Raw genomic sequence first — 22150 nt, forward strand, 5'->3', positions numbered from 1 at the left:
AGGGAACCTTCACCAACAATAAAATCAAAAGAGGAACTTTCAAAAATAATTGAGGTCGTTATTTTTATGTTTGATACAAGTGAAAAAATTGTGAAATATCTGCATATCATTTGACGAAGCGAGAATTATCTTTTAAAATAGGACACATTGTCGAAAGGAGTTAAATGATATGAAAAAGAAAATCAATACGATTGTAGGATCAATTGGTGCGTTTGTTGGAATCTTCGTTTTCATTACTTATATCCCACAGATTATCGCAAACTTAAATGGTATAAAGGGACAACCACACCAGCCACTAACTGCAGCTGTTTCTTGTTTAATTTGGGTTATTTATGGTTGGACGAAGGAGCCAAAGAAGGATTATATCTTAATTATTCCAAATGCTTTTGGCGTTGTATTAGGATTCTTAACGTTCATAACAGCACTATAAATTGTTATATCCATTGTATAAATTTTATACAGTGTTTGTAAAACGACATCAGTGATTGATGTCATTTTTAAATGATCATGTGATATAGGGTGGTAGCCTAATTATTTTTTTCATATTACAATAGTAACGATAGATAGGTGGTAATTATGAAAATATTGAGTATTGCCGTACCATGTTATAACTCACAGGATTACATGGAGCACTGTGTAGAGACGTTATTAACTGGTGGCGAAAAAGTAGAAATTATTATCGTAGATGATGGTTCAAAAGATGGTACAGCAGAGATTGCTGATCGTCTTGCGGAAAAATATCCAACAATCATCAAAGCTGTACACCAAGAAAATGGTGGACATGGTGAAGCAGTAAACACAGGTATTAAGAATGCGACTGGTGTATTCTTCAAAGTTGTCGATAGTGATGATTGGCTTGGTGAGGAAGCACTCGCAACTTTACTTGAGAAGTTGGAGATGTTTAGCAACAGTGGTGAAGATGCTGTAAATGTTCCTGACTTAGTACTATGTAACTATATCTATGACAAAGTAGGTGTAAAGAATAAGAAGGTAATTAACTATAAGGGTTACTTGCCACTCAATCGTACATTTACTTGGAAGGATGTTAGAAAGATGCCTCCAGGGAAGTATATGACCATGCATGCGTGTGTATATCGTACAGAGGTATTGCGTGAGAGCCAGTTGGTATTACCGAAGCATACATTCTATGTAGATAATATTTATGTATTCAAGCCTTTACCTTATGTGAAGAAGTTATACTACTTAGATATTAATCTTTACCATTACTTTATTGGTCGTGATGATCAATCTGTTAACGAAAAGGTTATGATCAAACGACTCGACCAACAGTTACGTGTCAATAAGATTATGATTGATACATTAAGTGCGTATGATAAATCTATTCCTAACTGTACGGAATATATGTATTCTTACTTAGAGATTATCTCCGCAATTACTTCGGTTCTAGCTACGTTATCTGGAACACCAGAACATCTTGCGATGAAGGAAGACTTATGGAAGTACATGCAGGAAACAGATGAAGAAATCTATCATAAAGTTCGTTATTCCTTTGTTGGTAGAGCTGTTAACTTACCTGGTAAGTTTGGCCAGAGTGCATTACTAACAATTTATAAACTTGCTCAAAAACTATATGGATTTAACTAAGCGGATGATTCCGCTTTTCTTTTGGGCAGTATACGTGCATGAGGGTGGAATCGGAGTATAATAAACCACAGTTTCATTTTTAAACAGATAGGAGTGTAATAAAAGATGGATAAGACAGCCAAAATGATTATTGAATTAGTACCTGATGAGGTTATGCATAAGATTCCTTTCTTTGTAAGAGGTCATGCGACAAAGGATACCGTTGCAAAGATTGCTAGGGAATATCCAGAACTATATGCCCAAGCGCAACAATGTGATGAGTTGCAGGGTGAACTAAAGGAACAACTTAGCAAAATCATCAACGATATCTTCGATCAGAAGATGAGAAAACATGGATATAAATAATATCTTAGGGGCTAATGCCCTTTTTTCTTTGATGGAGTACAATAGTGGCATAGATACATTAACAAACAAACCTGTGATAAAATAAAGGCGGTGATAATATGAAAAAAGTAATCGCAATCGTTGAAGACGAAAAAGATTTAAATGAATTAGTAAAAAGATATTTAGAAAAGGAAGAATATGAAGTGCGTTCTTATTTGGATTTTGATGAGGCTTATTCTCATACTTCTGATGAAGATGTACATCTATGGATTCTTGACATTATGCTAGGCGATAAGAGTGGATTTGACCTCATTGAAGCTATCCGTTCCTATCGCTCTGAGGTACCTGTTATCTTTATGTCTGCACGTGATAAAGAATTTGACCGTATCATTGGCTTGGAAAAGGGTAGTGATGACTATATTACAAAGCCATTCTCTCCAAAAGAACTTGTGTTACGTGTCAATAACTTGATTCGTCGAATTTATAAAGATGAAGCGGAACATATCAAAGTTGATGGATATGAAATTGATGAAGCACAGAGAATTGTCATCGAAGATGATAAGCAGATTGATCTAACAACGAAAGAGTTTGAACTCTTGATGATGTTTGTGAATAATCGCGGTACTGCCTTCCCACGTGAGCAGATTCTATCCCAAGTTTGGGAAGAAAATTATTTTGGTAGCGACCGTGTCGTAGATGATACGTTACGTAGACTTAGAAAGAAAATGCCGAATTTAAGTATTCATACGATTTATGGATTCGGTTACAGGCTCGGATAATGAAGCGCATACGAATGTGGTTGCGCGAGTTGAGTTTATCGCAACAATTACTCAGCATGGTATTCCTTTTTATCATGATTTTTGCGATGTTCGTAATTATCTTTCTTTCCCCGTCGATTGAACGATTTACGGAAGCGGAAATGTATAATCGTTTGCACAGCGCACAGGAAAGTTTGATTTTATACGCTGATCAAAACCCAGGCCAGTCCTTGGACTTTGTACAGACAGATGGCGCAATCAGTGCATACTTATTTGATCATGAGAAGAATACTTTCACAGTTATCTATGGAAGTAAGATGGATCAGACTTTAAAAGAAAGACTGAAGACAAATGCGAATGTTCCGTATTCTGGCACGATGGATTCTTACTACACACCAGAGGCACAGTTAGATGGAACAAATACGCCAGGAGATAATATTGTTTTATATTCCAAAACACTATTAAATGATGGACGTGAACTAATTACAGTGATGTCAAACGCTGCTCAACAACGCTTACGTGATAGTTTGATTAATGGTGTTGTATTGTTAAACGTTAGCTTTGTCATTGGCTTTATGGTGATGCTTTTGATATGGGTGACAACTTTGATTTTACCGCTATCACAAATTAAGTACTATATCGCCAAAATTAAGAATGAAGAAGACGCGGAACTATTCGTGCAGCGTAATGATGAGATTGGTGAAGTTGCGGATGCACTTCGTGACATGAATGCACAGCTAAAGAAACAAAATCGTGAGAAAGAAGAAATGATTCAAAATATTTCGCATGACTTAAAGACACCAATCGCAACTATTAAGTCATATGGAGAATCTATTAAAGATGGTATTTATCCATACGAAACATTAGAAAAGTCTGTCGATGTTATTATCGAACATGCAAATCGTTTGGAAAAGAAAGTGAAGAGTTTGATTATCCTCAACAAGATGGATTATTTAAAGGATACTGTTGAGGAAGGAAATCATCTCAACATGAATAAAATTATTGATAAAGCATTACTATCGCTCAAGGTTGTTCGTCCAGAAATTAGTTTTATCTGTGAGTTGGATGAAGAGGTTTTCTTCCATGGCGAAGAAGAACCTTGGCGTATCGTAGTGGAAAATCTGATTGATAATGCATTACGTTATGCCAAGAGTTATATCAAGGTGACATTACATGAAGATGAGTTATGTGTAATCAATGACGGTAAGAATATTTCGAAAGACCGTTTGAGTACATTATTCCATCGCTATGAAAAGGGATCAGATGGCCAATTTGGTTTAGGTTTATCCATTGTTCACCGTGTAGTGACGACATATGGTTACCGCGTAGTGGCAGAAAATCTCACCGAAGGTGTATGCTTTAGAATCTGGCATGATGCTAGGAAACAAAAGCCAAAGAAAACAAACGAAAATCATCAAACATAAACTTGTATAAATGGGTGAAAAATTCATCGATATCGATTAAAATAGAAAGACATATGAAAAAAACAGAACAGATTTACGGTGTAAAAACGACATATATCACAGAAGGCGAAGGACCAGATATGATCCTTCTGCATGGATGGGGTCAAAATAAGGAAATGATGCAGGCAATCTTTGATCACTACAAAGATTGCTATCGTGTATTTGCGATTGATTTTCCTGGCTTTGGTGAGAGTGATAATCCACCAGTTGCCTGGGGTGTACCTGATTATGAAGCATTCTTAGAAGACTTCATTGCAGTAAATAAAATTCAAAATCCTATTCTTATTGGACATTCCTTTGGCTGTCGTGTAGCGATTCGCTACGCTGCAAAGAACCCAGAGAATGTAAAGAAGATGTGTCTGACAGGTGCTGCAGGTATACGTCCAAAGCAATCCCTTGAAAGTAAGATTCGCGTCAAGATGTTTAAGGCTGGTAAATGGTTTTTAAAGTTAACTGGTCAGACAAAGAAACTTGAAGAACTGCAAAAGAATGCTGGTTCGGAAGATTATCGTAATGCCCAAGGTATTATGAGACCTACTTTTGTAAAGGTGGTTAATGATGATGTTACGGAGCTTTTACCTTTGGTGAAGTGTCCGGTATTACTTGTGTGGGGTGATTTAGATACAGCTGCACCATTATGGATGGGACAACAGATGGAGAAGATGATGCCGGATGCAGGTCTAGCGATATTTGCGGGTGATGACCACTGGGCATATTGGCATCAAGCAGACCGTTTTAATCGCGTTCTGGATATATTCTTAAAGGAGACGGCATAGTATGGAAAGATGGATACTTGCAGTTGCGACAATTGTCGCAATGTTGATACCAACAAAACATGCATTACACATGTTTCAACAGAATCGCTATGAAATAGGCAGATATAGTAAATGGCTTGTTGGAAATAAAAAGATGATACAGGACATGCTCGTTACAACGCTTTGCTATATCGTTGTTGCAGGATTATTAACATACTTTGCTGGATTTAAAATCTTTGCATGGGTATGGCTAGTACTGCTACTTCTTGTTACGGGTATTAATGTTATTCGAGAGAAAAATAAAAAGTATATAAAGCCACTTGTATATACTGGTCGTGTAAAACGTCAAATCGTTGTCATGGCTCTATTACAAATTGGTTTGATACTTCTTAATGATAAATTCTTACCACAGTATGCATGCATATCTACACTAGTAATCATTCTACCATGGATTTTAATCTTCTTTGTAGGATGGATTACTTCACCAATTGAAACATTTGTAAAACAGTGGTTCATTGGACAAGCAAAGAAAATTCTTCGCGAAGATAAAGATCTAATCAAGATTGGTATTACTGGTAGCTATGGTAAGACATCCACTAAGAATGTCATGCAGGCAATGATTGGCGAACAGTTTAATACATTAATGACACCAGCTTCTTACAATACACCGATGGGTATTACAATTACGATTCGTACTTTATTAAAACCGATTCATAAAGTATTTGTATGCGAGATGGGTGCTGACCATGTTGGTGAAATTACTTACTTAATGAAGTTTGTACAGCCATCGATTGGTGTTGTAACTTCGATAGGACCTCAACATCTAGCGACATTTGGCTCTCAAGAGAATATCATCAAAGAAAAAATGCAGATGATGGAACTGTTACCAAAGAATGGCCTTGGAGTCATGAACTATGATAATGACTTTATCCGTAACTATCGCCTAAAGAATCCAGTTAAGACAGTTAGTTATGGAGTAAAGAGTAGAGATGTAGATTACTACGCAGATGATATTACTTACACACGTATGGGTTCATCTTTTACGGTCGTTCATCGTGATGAACGTGTACGTATCGAAACAAAGCTTCTTGGCGAATTAAATATTCTCAATATTCTATCCGCAATCTGTGTCGCAAGACATCTCAATGTGCCATGGTCAACGATTCAACGTGCAGCTAAGACAATGAAACAAGTAGAACATCGCTTAGAACTAAAGACAATCAATGGCTATCGCTTTATCGATGATGCATTTAACTCTAACCCAGTAGGATCTGCAATGGCACTCGAAGTACTATCAATGATGCCAAACACACGTTATGTTGTAACACCAGGTATGATTGATCTTGGCGCAATTCAAGATGACGCAAATAAAGAATTTGGTCGTAAGATGAAGGGTAAAGCAGATGAGGTTATCCTTGTTGGTGAAATTCAAACAAAGCCTATCTATGAAGGTCTAGAAGAAGTTGGGTTTGATATGAACCGTGTTATCGTTGTAAAGACAGTCAAAGAAGCGTTTGCCCATATCTATCGGCATGCATTACCTACCGATACAATTCTATTGGAAAATGATTTACCTGACGCATTTAGTCACTGATGAAAAAAGTCCACTCACGTGGGCTTTTAGTTTGTCTTAATTGTTTTGATAAAGAAGAAGATACCTAATATAAAGAAGAATGCGATACTTCCAACACCAGCACTAATTGAACCAGTTAACTGCGATACAAGCGAAACACACGCTGTACCTAAGAAAGCTGCACCCTTGCCACAGATATCCATCAATCCAAAGTATTCACCAGACTGTTCAGCTGGAATAATTTTCGTGAAATAAGAACGGGATAGAGCTTGAATACCACCTTGGAATAATCCTACACATACCGCAAGAATCCAGAATTCGACTTGGGTATCTAAGAAGATTGCAAAGATTGCGATACCAAGATATGCAAAGATACAAAGTAGAATTAATCGTGTTGTATCAAATTTCTGTGCTAATCGACCAAATGTAAGAGCAGCAGGGAAAGCAACAATCTGTGTTAGTAGTAATGCAAGTAATAAACTTGTGCTACCTAAGCCTAACGCTGTTCCGTACGCAGTCGCTAAATCAATAATTGTATAAACACCATCGATATAGAAGAAGAATGAGATTAAGAATAAGAAGATTTTCTTGTGTTTAGTTGCATTTTTGAGCGTATTTCCTAGGCGTTTAAAACTCTCTGCAATAGCATTCTTTGTATTTTCGATATAATGTGTTTGTTTATACGTCTTTAATAAAGGTAATGAGAATACAAACCACCAAATAGCTGTAATTGTAAAGGCAATTGTCATTGCTAGACTTCCTGAAATTCCAATCTTTTTACCACCAAGAATCACTGCAAGTGATAATACAAAAGGAATACAGGATCCGATATATCCCCATGCATATCCTAATGAGGATACGCTATCGAGACGTTCTTCTGTTGTGATATCTCCTAACATAGAATCATAGAAGATGATACTGGAAGAATATACGGCTTTTGCGAGAATGAAGAATATTAGGAACATCAACCAATGTGAGATAAATCCCATCATAAAGCATAGAAGTGATCCGACAAGTACAGATGCGAAGAAGATAGGTTTCTTAAATCCTTTGAAATCTGTAATTGTACCAATCACTGGGCCTAAGAAGGCGACACATAGTGTTGCGGCTGATGCGGCATATCCCCAATATGCTAGATAACTAACAGATGATAGTCCGTCTTTCTCCGCTAAACTATTAAAGTATAGCGGCATAACTGTTGATACCAATAATATGAAGGCAGAGTTACCGACATCATATAAGATCCAGTCTTTTTCAGCCTTAGTAAGTTTTGTAAACATAGTTCAATCTCCCCTACGATATTGATTATGCGTTAAAACAAGTTATGAAACAATTATTTTTGTAACAAATATGAAAATTTCATATAGTGAACACAATGAAAAAGGATGATGCGACAATAATGAAAAATCCTATAAACTATATTTCATAGGATTTTAAGTATCTACCTTCATCTGGATGGTACTCTGGTTGTGCAACGATATTATGTTGAACTAACAATTCATTTACTGTACCGAAAATCAAATGATAAATTTCATTCGCGATATCACGAATATCTACATTGTGTTGAATTGATAATAAATTTTGTTCTCTGCTTAACAGATTAAGGCATTCAATTAGGATTTGCGAACATGCGTCAATAACAATTTTGGAAATTTCATCACCGACTTTAAAATCATCAGAGTAATAAACTGGAATATTTATTATTCCATTTTTTGTATAGCCCTTTTGATTGAAGATTGAAATAAGATTTTCCGATATTTTATTTCCGAAAATTAAGGAATGAAATGCTAAGCCCAATTCGTCAGGCGAGTATTTTATGATTTTATCCGACTGATGAGTATTCTGTAACATGAATTGACGATAGAAATCATTTCGGTTTCCATCACAATCGCCAAAAGAACTAAATACCCCGTAATGTGTTTTAAGGCGATTATAAGAACATAATAGTTTATTGCTATATGTGTTTAAAGAATTACTCTTCTCATACATAATGATGAGATAATCTGAGCAATCCGGATGAATTTTGTGAGTTGTAATTAAGTTATGTTTTACAAGTTCATCAAATATTGTTCCATCAAAAACATATCCACATAACATGTGATAGAGATTAACTTGGTCCGAGAAACCATTTTGGATTTGATGGATGGTTTTAATCAAGTTATCAGTCTGCTGCATTATTGAATGGTAAATTTTATTGCTGGCAAGTAAAATATATTTCTTTAATATAGGTAAATCCCTTTCGATAAAAATAGGGATGTTTAAAGACAGTTTATTATTGCAAAGTTTAATTGCATCAATCATTAATAAACTGTTTGTGATTTCATTCTTTGAGTATTGATTGATATCAATACTATTTGGGGTTTGATTAATGATATCTGAAAGTACATGTAAAACAGAAGGATTGCTTAGAATGATTCTTGGGTTATTCTTGATTGTTGATATATCATTTTCGTAATAAAAGATATCGTACTCCATAATTTCCTCTGAATTAATTATATAGTATCTGAAGTAGATCTTAAAAAAATAAAAACCGATGAGTTGAAACGCCTTGCACGTGATTTCCTCGTCGGTGTCCTATCAGGAGTAATTGCCGGACTTATCACATGGTGGCTGACCAAGTGATAACAGCTAGGGGCGAAAGCCCCTCTCCTTAGTTGAATTATGGGTTGTTTTTCATAAAATATCAAGTATGATAATTTATGTCATAGTTGATATTTTTACTGCAAGTGTTGTAACGGTTTTGCTTCTCAGAAATAGAAAGGATCAATAATATGCCAAAAACAAGTAACGGCGATTTTAATCAGAAAGAATATAATGCAAAGTGGCGAGCAGAAAACATGATGAGAGTATCTGCCACGTACAAAAATGAATTTGTTTTGTCATTTCGCGAAGCGTGCCAAAAACTCGGAATAAGCCAAGCTGAAGTAATCCGAAATGCAATGCAAGATGCTATTGACCAAGCAAAAAATAAATAAAAGTTGACCAGAACATAAGAAAAACCGCTATTTAAGCGGTTTTATTTTTAATGGAGCGAGTGAGCGGAATTGAACCGCCGTGTCCACCTTGGCAAGGTGGCGTTCTACCATTGAACTACACTCGCGTAATGGCGGTCCCGACGAGATTCGAACTCGCGATCTTCTCCGTGACAGGGAGACGAGATAAACCACTACTCCACGGGACCAATGTATGGCGAGGAAAGAGGGATTTGAACCCTCGCGCCGGTTTCCCGACCTATGCCCTTAGCAGGGGCACCTCTTCGGCCTCTTGAGTATTTCCTCAACTATTGCCAAGTGCATACTGACTAACCGTTCAGCGCTTTACTATATTACCATGGTCATTTTTTCATTGCAAGATGTTTTTTGCTTTTTTGATGAATTTTTGTAAAGCCTAGCGCTGAAAGGCTTTTTTTAAGAATACAAGACGATTTGTGACTGTTTCTCGTGCTGCACATAGCTTATCAGCCCAACATACAACCCAAGCTTCTTTCGATTGTGGTGGATACATCGTTAGTGGAAACATGTGATGAATAATAATATCTTCCTCGATAGGACCGATATGATAATCATCCTTAGCATTGTTGGCTGCAGTATACGGATGTGTAAATCCATGTAATCCGAAGTGTTTCTGTGGAATATGCCAATCATACAAGAAATAATCATGTAATAAAGCACCAGTAATCATTGCGGAATAGTTTACATCAAAATTGTGAGTTTCAGCTAACTCACAAGCTGTAAGTGCGACATCGATACAATGTGCATATACAGTTGTCTTTCCGTGCTGAATAAAGTTCTTTACCAAACTATATCTTCCTGTTTTTTCTAAGCGTTCTACTTCATCCATGACTGCTTTATAGTGCTTGTTTTGCATATTCATACTAATAATCTATACGATTGAGCACGAAATGAACAGAAATATTATCTGGTTTTTGAAAAAAATTATACAGATAGGAAGATTTGCTAGAGATTTTATTTGGATAAATCTTAGAAGTATGTCATATTAAATTTATAAGATTTACGACAAGAGAGGTTACATATGAAAGTTTTAAGTTTTGGATCATTGAATTTTGATCATGTGTATCAGATGGATCATTTTGTGATGCCAAAGGAGACGACATCTTCTTTGTCCTATAGTAGAGGCTTTGGAGGGAAGGGTTTAAACCAATCTATTGCATTAGCAAAATCAGGTTTAGATGTATACCATGCTGGACGTGTTGGGTTTGATGGTCAACCATTTATCGATTACTTACAAGAGTATGGTGTAAAGGTTGATTATCTAAAGAAGGATGAAGAAACTGCGACTGGGCATGCAATTATTCAGGTAAGTCATAGTGAAAACTGTATTATCCTCTACGGTGGTGCGAATCAGTTGATTGATGAAGCGCAGATTGATGAAGTATTAACACATTTTGAAAAGGGGGATTTATTACTGATTCAAAATGAAATATCTTCTTTAACATACTTAATCACAAAGGCACATGAGAAGGGTTTGCGTATTGCCTTCAATACTGCACCGATGGATGAAAAGATTTTTGGCTATCCTCTAGATTTAATTGATATCTTTGTGGTGAATGAAGTAGAAGGTAAGGGACTTGCGAATGTTTCATCTGATCAGGTAGAAGATGTGATTGCAGGTTTACAGAAGGCTTATCCAAGTAAGGAAATTATTTTAACGGTGGGAAGTCAGGGTTCTTACTATATTTCTGGCGACAGGGTGATTCATCAAGATGCATATCGTGTAGAGGCTGTTGATACAACGGCTGCTGGTGATACCTTCACAGGTTTCTATCTAGCAAGTATCTTACGTGGTGAAACGGTAGGTAATGCATTGCGCATTGCCGCAAAGGCAAGTAGTATTACCGTTACCAAAGAAGGTGCTGCTAAAAGTATTCCTACATTAGAACAAGTAGTAGAGAGTATGAAAAATGTCTGAAATAAAAATTCAGACATTTTTTTCTAACTTATAGATGGCTTCCAGTGCTGTAAGGATTTCTCTGCGTTCACCTTCCATCGTTTTGGTTGTTTGATCTGCGTAATCACCAATCGCATCTGCAGTATCTTGACCATAGAGGACGACATTATTGAGAATGGACATTGTGCGAATGTTGCGTAAACGACCTACTGTAAATAGGGCGGCTGTTTCCATATCTGCACCAAGAACACCCATGGCTGACCATTTCTTTTCTTCTTCTGCGTTTGTATCAATGTAGAAGCTTTCGTGGCTGTGAACGATTCCTGTATGATAGTTCCAATGATTTTCTTTTGCGGTTTCGATACATTTGAGTAAGAATTCTGTATCCGCAACTGCTGGATAACGAATATCTGCGTATGCTTTGGATGTGCCTTCATCACGTACTGCGCCAATGGCGAAGATAAGATCTCCAAGTTGGATATTTGTTTGAAGGGCACCACAGGAACCGATACGTATCATTGTGTCTACGCCAATGTGTTTTAACTCTTCAATGGCGATGGCAGCAGAGGAACCACCGATACCAGTAGAGATGGCAATAACCTTTACACCTTTATAGTAACCGGATATACTTCTGAATTCTCGGTTATACGCGAGTTCTTTCACATCTTCGAGGAATGGTATGATGCGATCGATGCGGGCTGGATCTCCAGGCATGATTGCATACTTTGCGTTTACGCTTTTGTCTAATTGAATATGTGCTTCTAGCATGGTGCATATTCCTTTCTGGCTGTTTCTAAGATATGCAGTAATTCTTTTCTTTCTTCTTCTGTAACAAATGCGGCATTTGCAGCGTTGATATTCATTTGGAAAATATCATCAACAGTAAATCCCATATCGTTGATGCAGTGGGCATACTCATCGGTAATATGTACACCTGCAAATGTATCGTTGTCTGTGTTAACAGAAACGAGTACCCCTTGATCATATAGAGGTTTCATTGGGTGCTTGGCGTACGATGGTACGGTTTGACATTGTACATTAGATGTTGGACAGATTTCAAAGAGTATTTTATTTTCTTTTGCGCGCTCTACAAGTTCTTGGTCAAAGTATACGTGGTGGCCATGACCGATACGTGTTACACCAAAGTCCATTGCGTCTTTAACGGTATCTGGGCCTTGGCTATCACCTGCATGACAAGTCATAGGTAGACCGTATTCTTTCGCCTTTGCGAATAATGGGCCAAAGTTAGATAGAGGTACAAATCCTTCCGCACCTGCAAGGTCAATTCCGACAACGCCTCTACCAAGGTATTGCTTGCATACTTCTACTGTTTCCATATTTTCTTTTTGGTTTAGTGTATCAACACCTATGCACATCATGCATGTAAGGATACCAATGCGAAGATTAGGATATTTTTTGAGGGCGTTGTTTCTGCCTTCTAATACAGCCTCTGTTGCGTCGGCTTGGGTTAAACCTTTTTGTGTGTGGAGCTGTGGAGCAAAACGAATCTCTGCATAGATATAGCCTTGATTTGCTAGGTCTTCGATTAACTCTTCTGTAATACGAGTAATAGAAGCTTTATCTTGCATGCATTTCAAAGGAGTATCGAACATCTTAAGATATTCATTTACATCTTTGGCATTTGCGCACTTACGAATAAAGGCTTCATAGCCTTCGATTGTATCTGCAGGCATTTGTACATTTTGTTCATGAGCAAGTTTCCATATTGTATCCATGCGGAATGACCCGTCTAGATGTAAGTGAAGATTAATTTTAGGTATATGATTCAACATAATTTTTGTCCTTTCTGGTGATATGTACTTGTTGACTTATTTAAAACCCAATAATAAAATGAGTTTACATGAAATCGCTTTCACTATTTTATTTTAAGAGATGACTAGTGATTTGAAAAGATTTTGGGAGGAAAATACATGAAAAATCTATTAAAGGCAGCAATGGTTGCATTGTTGTTAACACCGCTCGTTGGTTGTGGCCCTAAGGGATCTGAAAAGCAGGGTTCCAACGCAACAGAGACACACGGAAAGACTTACAACGTAGCATACCTAGTTAATGGTAACTTGGGTGATAAGTCATTCTTTGACTCAGCAGCAGCTGGTTTACAGACTCTTGAAAAAGATGGTCGTATCACATTAAAGACAATTGAAATGGGTGGTACAGACGCTGATAAGCCAAGATGGCTACAGACATTGTATGAAGTATCTGATTTGGGAGAATATGACTTAATTATCTGTGGAACATATCAGATGCCTGACTTCTTAAAGGAAGTTGCTACAAAGTATCCAGATCAGAAGTATGCAATCTTTGATGACAATACTTATGCTGGCGAAAATAAGAATGTCCTCAACTTAACATACAAGCAGAATGAGTTAGGTTATATCATTGGTACATTAGCTGCAAGCATGACAACAGATACATCTGTTGAACGTATTAATCCTGAAAAGGTAATTGGTTTCGTTGGTGGTATTGATAGCCCAGTTATCAATGACTTCTTATATGGCTATATTACAGGTGCTCAGAACGTTGATCCAGAAATCAAGGTTGATACACGTTATACAAATGACTATGTAGATACAGCGATTGCTAAGGAATATGGTTTATCCATGATTAGCGATAACAAGGCTGATATTATCTGGGGTGTTGCTGGTAATGCTGGTAATGGTGCAGCTGAAGCAGCTCTTGAAAAGAATACTGCATGGTTTATCGGTGTTGACTCAGACCAGGAATCTACTTTCTCTCCTGACTTAGCAGCGATCACATTAACATCTGGTTTAAAGAATGTTGGTAACTCTCTCATTTGGGTATTTGATGAATGGGATGCAGGTAGAGAACACTGGGGAACAGAAGTTACTTTAGGCTTGAAGGAAAATGGCGTTGGTGTAGTAACTGACAAGAACTTTGCCAAGTATGCTTCTCAAGCAACTAAGGACAAGGTTAACGAAGCTATTCAGGCTATCTTAGACGGTAAGGTTGAAGTTCCTACAGCATTAGGAAATACATCTAAAGATTTAGAAACATTACGTGAAAAGGTACGTCCTTAATCGTAGCGATACAAAAGATTCATAAATTGTTTTACGTAGAAATTTAAAAGTTTCATTCAACCACGAAAAAACAATATATCTGATTAGTATCTTTGGTGATTATGAATCCAGTTTCAGCTGCCGAAAAGTGTAGTTTTCAATAGTTTTGAAAATAACTTGGGATGGTGGTTGGAACTGGATTTTCATTTTAAAAAGATCACCTGTATATAAAATGGAATGAGGTAAGAGATATGAACGAAGAATATGTCATTCAAATGAAAGGCATTCGCAAGATTTATCCTAATGGTGTCGTGGCAAACCAGGATGTTGACTTGAATGTACGCAAAGGCGAAATTCATGCGCTGATGGGAGAAAATGGTGCTGGTAAATCAACACTGATGAAGATGTTGTTTGGTTTAGAGCAACCTACAGAAGGTGAGATTTACGTCAATGGCGAAAAGGTACATTTATCATCACCGAATGTAGCGATTTCAAAGGGTATCGGAATGGTTCACCAACATTTTATGTTGGTGCCAAGTTTAACTGTCGCTGAAAATATCGTATTGGGTATGACTCCAAAGAAGAACGGTATTTTCATCGATCGTCAAAAGGCAATCAAGATTACTGAGGAATACTCCAAGAAGTTTAACTTGGCAGTAGACCCAAATGCGCGTGTTGTCGATATTCCGGTTGGAATGAAGCAGAAAGTAGAAATCTTAAAGGCATTAGTACGTGGTGCTAAGATTTTGATTTTAGATGAGCCTACTGCTGTTTTAACTACCCAAGAAACAACAGAACTATTTAAGGAGTTAAAGCATCTAAAAGAACAGGGTTATACATTAATCTTTATCTCTCATAAGTTAAACGAAATCATGGAGATTACTGATCGTTTAAGTATCTTACGTGGTGGTAAATTTATGGGTGTCTATGAGACAAAGGATGTTACACCCGAGAAGATTTCTCGCTTGATGGTAGGACGTGATGTTGTCTTACAGGTTCAAAAGGATGCCGCAAAACCAACAGAAGAAATCCTAAGAGTCAGAGACCTACATTATGTCAATGACTGGGGCAAGAAGATGCTCAATGGCGTATCTCTATCCGTTCGTAAAGGAGAAATTCTTGGTATTGCGGGTGTTGAAGGTAATGGTCAAAAGGAACTTGTCGATATGTTGTTTGGTTTAAATAAACCAAATGAGGGAACTATCACAATGAAGGGTGATAATATCATAGGTTTAAACCAACGCCAATTACGTGAGAAACATATCTCATTAGTACCAGAAGATCGTATGTTATTTGGTATTGCCGCAAATGCGTCAATTGAAGAAAATATTATCTCTGACCGTGCAGATTCTAAGAAGATGAACAAGGGTTTGATGTTTAACATGAAAAACATGCATGAAGAGACGGATGCCCTCATTAAAGAATATAAAGTATTGTGCAAGAGCCGCGACCAGAAGGTTGGGATGTTATCTGGTGGTAATATTCAGAAGGTTGTTGTTGCACGTGAATTCTCCAATCAGCCAGATTTGATTATCGCTGATCAACCAACGCGTGGTATCGATGTTGGTGCGACGGAATTTATCCGTAAAAAGCTAGTAGAATTATCACGTTCTGGAATTGGTGTGTTATTAGTATCTGCAGACTTAAATGAAGTTATGGAATTATCTGATAGTTTAATCGTCATGTATGGTGGTCAGATTGTTGCGTACTTTGAAGATACGAGTCAGTTAAATGACGAAATCATGGGTCAATACATGTTGGGTATTAAGAAACAAACAGCAGAAGAGATTGCGAGGGTTTGTCATGAATAAGAAAAGAAGTTTGATATTTAGTATTGTACGTGGCGCAATGGCTATCGGTATTGCGTTACTAGTTGCGGCAATCCTAATCTTTATTAGTTCAAAGGGAGATAGTTTTGGTGCAAGACTACTTGCGACATTAAGTTCTTTGAAGGCAATGTTGATTCAACCGATATTCCGTGCAAATGGTACGTTTAGTGTAAAGGGTTTTACAGATGTACTTGCAAGCATGATTCCTATTATCTTTACGGGTCTAGCAACTTGTGTGATGTTCTCGGCAAACCAATTTAACCTTGGCTCTGAGGGTGGTATCTTACTTGGTGCGTTTGTGACTTCTTTAGTTGCAGTATATGTTCCATTACCGGGTGCATTACTACCAATCGTTGCCATTCTTGCAGGTGCAGTCGTTACAGGTGTGATGATGTTAATTCCTGCAGTATTAAAGGCAAAGTTAAATGTCAGTGAAATGGTAAACTCCTTAATGTTAAACTATGTCATCATGTACGTTATCAAGTTTATGATGAATGCGTTTATCGCTGATAAGACAAAGGGTACAGTTCAGACAAGTAACTTCCAGGCAAACGCTGCACTACCTCAGTTAATTGATAATGGTTCTAAGCTATCTATTGGTTTCGCTATCGCAATTGTAATGACAATTATTATTGCACTATTTATGTATCGTACACGTTGGGGATATGCAATCCGTATGATTGGTATCAACCAGAAGTTCTCTATGTACTCTGGTATGAACGTTGTAATGATCATCATCCTTTCGCAAGTGATCGGTGGATTACTAGCAGGTATGGGTGGAGGCATCGAAATGCTAGGAAGAAACCAATACTTCGACTGGTTAGCGCAACCGGGGTATGGTTGGACGGGTATTACCGTAGCGATTTTGGCTGGTAATAACCCAGCATTTGTTCCGCTCGCCGCATTCTTTATGGCATATCTTGAAAAAGGATGTACTTTAATGTCAACCTACGCTGCAGTTCCTGCACAGTTGATTGATATTATTCAAGCGATTATCTTCTTGTTCTTTGCGGCCGATCAATTCTTATCCAAGTATCGTCAAAGACTTGTCGTTAAGAGTGCTGAAGAGGAGTTGCGCGAAAAACAAGTTGGAGCGATTGTAGAAGGGAGCGTGAAGTAAGATGTTTTCACTAATTATGACACCAGAATTCTTCTTCGCAATTTTCCGTATTACAGCTCCAATCTTATTTGCGACCATGGCTGCTGTTATCTGTGAAAAAGCGGGTGTTTCTAACATCGGTCTTGAAGGTACTATGATGATTTCCGCGTTGTTTGGTTCCTTATTTGCTTACTATTCTGGAAATTGGTTTGTTGGTTTACTTGTGGCAATTGCTGTAGGTATTATCGTTAGCTTACTGATGGGATTCTTTGCATTCAATCTAAAGACAAACATTATCTTAACTGGTACTGCAGTCAATATGATTGGATCTGGTGGAACAATCTTCTTAGTTAAGGTAATTACAGGAATTACCCAGGGATCACAACTTACTTCTACAACTTCTTTGATTACACAGAAGTTACAGATTCCAAGTATTACAATTCCACTCATCGATAAGATCCCTGTGATTGGACAGGTATTATCCGGACATAGTTTATTAACATACTTTGCATTTATCTGTGTGTTCTTAACATGGGTATTGCTATACCATACACCACTAGGATTAAATATCCGCTCTGTTGGTGAAAACTCTCATGCGGCTTCTTCCGTTGGTGTAAGTGTTATCCGCGTGAAGTACATTACAATGGTTATCGCCGGTGTACTCTGCGGTATGGGTGGTGCGTTTATGTCTATGTACTATGCGATGGGTTGGTCCCTCGACATGGTTGCTGGACGTGGATTTATTGCACTTGCTGCACAGGCAATGGGTGCTGGTGAGCCTTTAGGATGCATGCTAGCAGCGCTTATCTTTGGATTTGCACAGGCATTTGGTATCAAGTTATCTGCGACAGGTGTTGATTCCAACCTTGTTTCACCAATTCCATATTTGGTAACGATTATCGGTTTAGTTGTATTCGCTCTGATTGCGGCAAGTCGTGCAAAGCGTGCACGTCGTGAAAATGCAGAGAAGGTGAACGCATGAGTGAAATCAAGAAAATACCAGTCATCTTAGATGGTGATCCAGGTCACGATGATGCGATTGCTTGGGTATTTGCTAAGGCAAATCCTGCCTTTGATATCAAAGCAGTGACAAGTGTGGCAGGTAATCAAACACTATCTAAAACAACATATAACGCAATGCGTATTTGTACTTTACTAGGGATTGATGCGCCAATTGCGAAAGGGAGAGAGTTACCATTATTATCCCCATTAATTACTGCTGGAAATTTCCATGGTGAATCTGGCTTGGATGGTCCTGCACTACCTGAACCATGCATGCAGTTATCAGAATTATCCTCTGTGGATTTGATGGCGAAAGTGTTAAGAGAAAGTGAAGAACCGGTAACGATTATCGCTACCGGTCCACAAACAAACGTAGCAGCGTTATTACTAACTCATCCAGAATTAAAATCCAAGATTGGAAGAATTTCCATCATGGGTGGTGGACTTAGAAACGGTAACTGGACCCCGGCTGCTGAATTCAATATCTTTGAAGATCCAGAAGCTGCACAAATCGTATTTACATCAGGTATCCCACTAACAATGTGTGGTCTTGATGTAACAGAGAAGGCTATCGTTTATCCACAGGATGAAAAGAGAATCCGTGAAATTGGAAACCAGGTATCTGGTATCGTTGCGGATTGGTTAGATTTCTTCTTCAAGCATCACGCAGAACTTGGTTGGAATGGTTCGCCATTACATGATCCATGTGCTGTGGCAGTATTAATGAAGCCTGAAATCTTTACAACACAAGAGATGTATGTTGAAGTCGACACTGAGGGTCACTACACACGTGGTGCGACTATCGCAGATTGGCACCAATCTAGTGGAAATCCGAATAATGTTACTGCTGTGCTCGGTGTTGACCGTGATAAATTTGTTGATTTACTAGTGGAAGTATGTAAGACATACGAGGGCAGAAAGGTGGATATCGCATGACAGATTTAATTCCAATTTGGATTGATACTGATACTGGTGTTGATGATGCGGTTGCACTCCTTTGTGCGCTCAAGTTAGATAAACTTGCAATTCGTGGTATTTCCTCAGTTGCTGGAAACGTAGAACATGCCAAGACATTTAAAAACTGTCGTAATGTACTTGCCTATGCAGGTAGAGAAGATATTAAAGTATATCCAGGCGCAATTAAACCAATGTGCGTAGAATTAGATGATGCTTCCGAAGTACATGGTAAAGATGGACTTGGTGGTGTTGTGATTCCAGATTCTTCAGCTGTAAAGGAAACAATGCATGCATGGGATGCAATCTATGAGGCTGCGAAAAAAGAAGGTGGCAAACTACAGATTGTTGCGGTAGGACCTTTGACAAATATCGCAAATGCAATTATCTCTCATCCTGATTTGAAGGATATGATTGAAAGAATTCTCATTATGGGTGGTGCAGCTGTTGGAGGTAATGCAACAATGGCAGCTGAGTTTAATATCTATGCAGATCCTCATTCTGCAGAAACAGTTATGCAAAGTGGTATTCCGGTTGTTATGTTTGGTTTAGATGTAACAGTTGATGCCTACCTAGATGGTAAAGATATTCAGGATATTCGTGATTTTAATACGAAGATCAGCAAATTCTTTGTGGATGTTGTACAATCCAATCTAAATTTTTATATCAAAAACTACAAGCGTGAGATACTCTGTATTCATGATGCATGTCCATTAATTTACTTGCAGTATCCTGAAATCTTTACAGGACAAAAAGCAGGTGTCTATGTGGAAACACAGAGTCGCTTATGTTTTGGTAAGACGGTTACAGACATATGGAGTGATACAAAGTTTAAGACACGTGAAACTATGGTAATGCTTGGTGTTGATCGTGAGAAATTCGCAAGTACTCTAAAAGGTTTATTACAACAATATTAAAAAGCGGGGTCTCCGCTTTTTTAGTTCTTTGGTTTTTCAATGTAAGTACGATGTAATACTTTAATCGTTTCATCGTAATTCATCGTGCCGAGTGCAGTATAGAGAATATCAATAATGTTTAACTGAGAGATACGAGATGACATTGCGGCTGTACGCAAAAGGGATTCATTCTCGGTTGTATATAATTTATGATCCGCCAGCTTAGAAACTGGTGTATCAACACAACGTGTAATTGCGATGATTGGAGTTAGGTTTTCCTTCAGAGCATTCATGCATGTAATAACTTCGGTGGTATTACCAGAGTAGGAACAAACAATCGCTACATCTTCTGCAGTACTGTTCTTACAGCTAAGAAGCTGTGAATGCCAGTCTTCATTAATGGTACATGGCTTTGAGATACGTAGTAACTTCAGATATAAATCACGTAGAGTAACTAGGGAAGCACCCATTCCAACAAGGATAATATTTCTTGCGTCATTCATGATTTTTACGCATTCGCGCAATGTTTCGACATCCATTAACTTTTCGGTTTCATCTAAAGATTTTGCATTTTTGGCTGTTACCTTACGAATGATATCTGTGATATTATCGGTTCTTTTGATTTCTTCGTTATACATCTGTTCGCCAGTTTTTGCGTGGAGTGCTAATTCAATAGTCAAGCTGCGTTTGAAATCTTTGTATCCATCAAAGTTGATACGATGACACATTCTAACAACCGCAGATGGGGATGAAAAACTTTTATGTGCTAATTCCTGCACAGAAAGTGTACTTGCGGTTTCAGGGTTTTTAAGAATATATTCCGCGACAGTTCTTTCTGCACCGGCTAACTCGTGGTAATGTTCACGTAATCGAATAAGTGCATTTTTCATGGCTGTATTCTCCTATAGAAACAATAGCATATTATCCCAAAAACAGAAATATTATTTCGAAAAAAAGTATCAATATTGAAATTTTGTTATCATTCTTCCTATAATATGAATATAGATTTATATACTAGAACATATCATAGGAGGCGTACGCATATGACAATTAATCTTCAAACAATCGCTACAGAACACCGCAATGAAAATACGATGAATTTGGATCAGATGAGTTCACTTGAAATCATTACAGAGATGAACCGTGAAGATGCGTTAATTGCTTCTTCGATTCAACCACATCTTCCTAATATTGCAAAGATAATTCAGTATTGTATTGAGGCAATCAGTAAAGGTGGCAGAATCATCTATATGGGTGCAGGAACAAGTGGAAGATTAGGCGTGCTTGATGCGGCAGAATGTCCTCCAACATTTGGTGTATCCCCAGATGTTGTTGTTGGTTTGATTGCGGGTGGTGAAGGTGCTTTTATCAAAGCACGTGAGGGATCGGAAGATTCCACAGAGCTTGCTAAACAAGATTTAATTCAAATTGGTTTAAATGAAAGAGATGTCGTTATTGGTTTAGCAGCGAGTGGTCGTACGCCATATGTTTTGGGTGGACTTTCTTATGCCCAAGAGCTAGGTTGTCATACGGCCGCAATCTCAAATACATATCATTCTAAGATTGGTGAAGTTGCCGAAATTGCGGTGGATGTTCCGGTAGGGGCTGAAGTATTAACAGGTTCTACACGTTTGAAGTCTGGTACAGCTGAAAAGATGATTCTTAATATGATTTCTACTGCAACGATGGTAGGTCTTGGAAAAGCTTATCAAAACCTTATGGTTGACGTAATGCAGACAAATGAGAAACTACGCAATCGCGCAGAAAATATTGTTATGGAAGCTACGGGGGTTGAACGCTCTGTAGCACGTGCTACGATAGATACAGCAAAAGGTTCATGTAAGGTGGCTATCACGATGATTCTGGCAAATTGTTCTTACGAAGACGCATTGATTCGTTTAGAAAAAGCTTGTGGTCATGTCCGTGAAGCAATCATGGAGAAATAA

General features: G+C 37.8%; 22 protein-coding genes and 3 tRNA genes. 16 read left to right on the forward strand and 9 right to left on the reverse strand.

All coding sequences use genetic code 11. The features are described 5' to 3' along the window. Nucleotides 1-169 precede the first annotated feature (169 nt). The 7 genes from RWM19_RS05220 to RWM19_RS05250 all read left to right on the forward strand — a co-directional run bounded on the left by RWM19_RS05220 (nucleotide 170) and on the right by RWM19_RS05250 (nucleotide 6499). Complete coding sequence (locus RWM19_RS05220) at nucleotides 170-430, forward strand: SemiSWEET family transporter (RefSeq protein WP_294020003.1); 261 nt, start codon at nucleotides 170-172, stop codon at nucleotides 428-430. Between the two features lie 146 nt (nucleotides 431-576). Continuing rightward, nucleotides 577-1605: a glycosyltransferase family 2 protein gene (locus RWM19_RS05225; RefSeq protein ID WP_294023841.1), complete on the forward strand. Its 1029-nt coding sequence runs from the start codon at nucleotides 577-579 to the stop codon at nucleotides 1603-1605. Nucleotides 1606-1710: 105 nt separating this feature from the next. Next, nucleotides 1711-1950, forward strand: a complete 240-nt coding sequence (locus RWM19_RS05230; protein ID WP_294023839.1) for a hypothetical protein — start codon at nucleotides 1711-1713, stop codon at nucleotides 1948-1950. Nucleotides 1951-2048: 98 nt separating this feature from the next. Next, nucleotides 2049-2708, forward strand: coding sequence for a response regulator transcription factor (locus RWM19_RS05235; RefSeq protein ID WP_006525508.1), 660 nt, complete (start codon nucleotides 2049-2051; stop codon nucleotides 2706-2708). Continuing rightward, nucleotides 2708-4111: a HAMP domain-containing sensor histidine kinase gene (locus RWM19_RS05240; protein WP_313984522.1), complete on the forward strand. Its 1404-nt coding sequence runs from the start codon at nucleotides 2708-2710 to the stop codon at nucleotides 4109-4111. The genes RWM19_RS05235 and RWM19_RS05240 overlap by 1 nt, the downstream gene beginning before the upstream one ends. Before the next feature lie 53 nt (nucleotides 4112-4164). Continuing rightward, nucleotides 4165-4926 (forward strand): alpha/beta hydrolase, encoded by a 762-nt coding sequence (locus tag RWM19_RS05245; RefSeq protein ID WP_313984525.1) that lies wholly within the window; start codon nucleotides 4165-4167, stop codon nucleotides 4924-4926. A gap of 1 nt (nucleotide 4927) precedes the next feature. After that, a complete protein-coding gene (locus RWM19_RS05250; protein WP_313984528.1) occupies nucleotides 4928-6499 on the forward strand; it encodes a UDP-N-acetylmuramoyl-tripeptide--D-alanyl-D-alanine ligase in 1572 nt (523 codons plus the stop codon). Nucleotides 6500-6525: 26 nt separating this feature from the next. Here the strand turns inward: RWM19_RS05250 and RWM19_RS05255 are convergent, their stop codons facing one another. Together RWM19_RS05255 and RWM19_RS05260 are read right to left on the reverse strand one after the other, a co-directional pair. Further along, nucleotides 6526-7758 carry an MFS transporter gene (locus RWM19_RS05255; RefSeq protein ID WP_294023393.1) on the reverse strand — a complete coding sequence of 411 codons (1233 nt, stop codon included), beginning with the start codon at nucleotides 7756-7758 and terminating at the stop codon, nucleotides 6526-6528. A gap of 136 nt (nucleotides 7759-7894) precedes the next feature. Next, entirely contained in the window at nucleotides 7895-8953 is a 1059-nt protein-coding gene (locus RWM19_RS05260; protein ID WP_313984533.1) for a hypothetical protein, read from the reverse strand. Between the two features lie 296 nt (nucleotides 8954-9249). Here RWM19_RS05260 and RWM19_RS05265 point away from each other — a divergent pair, with 296 nt between their 5' ends. Further along, a complete protein-coding gene (locus RWM19_RS05265) occupies nucleotides 9250-9453 on the forward strand; it encodes a hypothetical protein (protein ID WP_313984535.1) in 204 nt (67 codons plus the stop codon). Between the two features lie 51 nt (nucleotides 9454-9504). Here the strand turns inward: RWM19_RS05265 and RWM19_RS05270 are convergent. The 4 genes from RWM19_RS05270 to RWM19_RS05285 all read right to left on the reverse strand — a co-directional run bounded on the left by RWM19_RS05270 (nucleotide 9505) and on the right by RWM19_RS05285 (nucleotide 10351). Further along, nucleotides 9505-9578: transfer RNA gene (locus tag RWM19_RS05270), tRNA-Gly, on the reverse strand. A gap of 4 nt (nucleotides 9579-9582) precedes the next feature. After that, nucleotides 9583-9659 (reverse strand) — tRNA-Asp (locus tag RWM19_RS05275). A 6-nt stretch (nucleotides 9660-9665) separates the two neighbouring features. Continuing rightward, nucleotides 9666-9756 (reverse strand) — tRNA-Ser (locus RWM19_RS05280). Nucleotides 9757-9865: 109 nt separating this feature from the next. Continuing rightward, nucleotides 9866-10351 (reverse strand): HD domain-containing protein, encoded by a 486-nt coding sequence (locus RWM19_RS05285; protein WP_294020014.1) that lies wholly within the window; start codon nucleotides 10349-10351, stop codon nucleotides 9866-9868. Between the two features lie 159 nt (nucleotides 10352-10510). Here RWM19_RS05285 and RWM19_RS05290 point away from each other — a divergent pair, with 159 nt between their 5' ends. Next, entirely contained in the window at nucleotides 10511-11407 is an 897-nt protein-coding gene (locus RWM19_RS05290) for a ribokinase (RefSeq protein ID WP_313984540.1), read from the forward strand. A 9-nt stretch (nucleotides 11408-11416) separates the two neighbouring features. On the opposite strand, the gene RWM19_RS05295 is transcribed toward RWM19_RS05290, so the two are convergent. Beyond that, a complete protein-coding gene (locus RWM19_RS05295) occupies nucleotides 11417-12154 on the reverse strand; it encodes a nucleoside phosphorylase (protein WP_313984543.1) in 738 nt (245 codons plus the stop codon). Next, the gene (add, locus tag RWM19_RS05300) at nucleotides 12148-13179 is read right to left on the reverse strand and encodes an adenosine deaminase (RefSeq protein WP_313984546.1); all 1032 of its coding nucleotides are present in this window, start codon (nucleotides 13177-13179) and stop codon (nucleotides 12148-12150) included. Before add ends, RWM19_RS05295 begins: the two co-directional genes overlap by 7 nt. 138 nt (nucleotides 13180-13317) lie before the next feature. Between add and RWM19_RS05305 the strand changes: the two genes are divergently transcribed. The 6 genes from RWM19_RS05305 (at nucleotide 13318) to RWM19_RS05330 (ending at nucleotide 20225) form a co-directional block, all read left to right on the forward strand. Further along, the gene (locus RWM19_RS05305; protein WP_313984549.1) at nucleotides 13318-14445 is read left to right on the forward strand and encodes a BMP family ABC transporter substrate-binding protein; all 1128 of its coding nucleotides are present in this window, start codon (nucleotides 13318-13320) and stop codon (nucleotides 14443-14445) included. A gap of 230 nt (nucleotides 14446-14675) precedes the next feature. Further along, a complete protein-coding gene (locus RWM19_RS05310; RefSeq protein ID WP_313984552.1) occupies nucleotides 14676-16235 on the forward strand; it encodes an ABC transporter ATP-binding protein in 1560 nt (519 codons plus the stop codon). Beyond that, nucleotides 16228-17373: an ABC transporter permease gene (locus tag RWM19_RS05315; RefSeq protein ID WP_294020020.1), complete on the forward strand. Its 1146-nt coding sequence runs from the start codon at nucleotides 16228-16230 to the stop codon at nucleotides 17371-17373. The genes RWM19_RS05310 and RWM19_RS05315 overlap by 8 nt, the downstream gene beginning before the upstream one ends. Nucleotide 17374: 1 nt before the next feature. After that, complete coding sequence (locus RWM19_RS05320; protein WP_313984555.1) at nucleotides 17375-18334, forward strand: ABC transporter permease; 960 nt, start codon at nucleotides 17375-17377, stop codon at nucleotides 18332-18334. Continuing rightward, nucleotides 18331-19290: a nucleoside hydrolase gene (locus RWM19_RS05325; RefSeq protein WP_313984558.1), complete on the forward strand. Its 960-nt coding sequence runs from the start codon at nucleotides 18331-18333 to the stop codon at nucleotides 19288-19290. Before RWM19_RS05320 ends, RWM19_RS05325 begins: the two co-directional genes overlap by 4 nt. Continuing rightward, on the forward strand, nucleotides 19287-20225 hold the full coding sequence (locus tag RWM19_RS05330) for a nucleoside hydrolase (RefSeq protein ID WP_313984562.1): 939 nt from the start codon (nucleotides 19287-19289) through the stop codon (nucleotides 20223-20225). The genes RWM19_RS05325 and RWM19_RS05330 overlap by 4 nt, the downstream gene beginning before the upstream one ends. 20 nt (nucleotides 20226-20245) lie before the next feature. Here the strand turns inward: RWM19_RS05330 and RWM19_RS05335 are convergent, their stop codons facing one another. Next, nucleotides 20246-21094: a MurR/RpiR family transcriptional regulator gene (locus RWM19_RS05335; RefSeq protein ID WP_294023382.1), complete on the reverse strand. Its 849-nt coding sequence runs from the start codon at nucleotides 21092-21094 to the stop codon at nucleotides 20246-20248. 153 nt (nucleotides 21095-21247) lie between these two features. Between RWM19_RS05335 and murQ the strand changes: the two genes are divergently transcribed. Next, on the forward strand, nucleotides 21248-22150 hold the full coding sequence (murQ, locus tag RWM19_RS05340; protein ID WP_313984567.1) for an N-acetylmuramic acid 6-phosphate etherase: 903 nt from the start codon (nucleotides 21248-21250) through the stop codon (nucleotides 22148-22150).

This window comes from uncultured Solobacterium sp. (genome assembly GCF_963517755.1).
GTDB lineage: Bacteria > Bacillota_I > Bacilli_A > Erysipelotrichales > Erysipelotrichaceae > Bulleidia.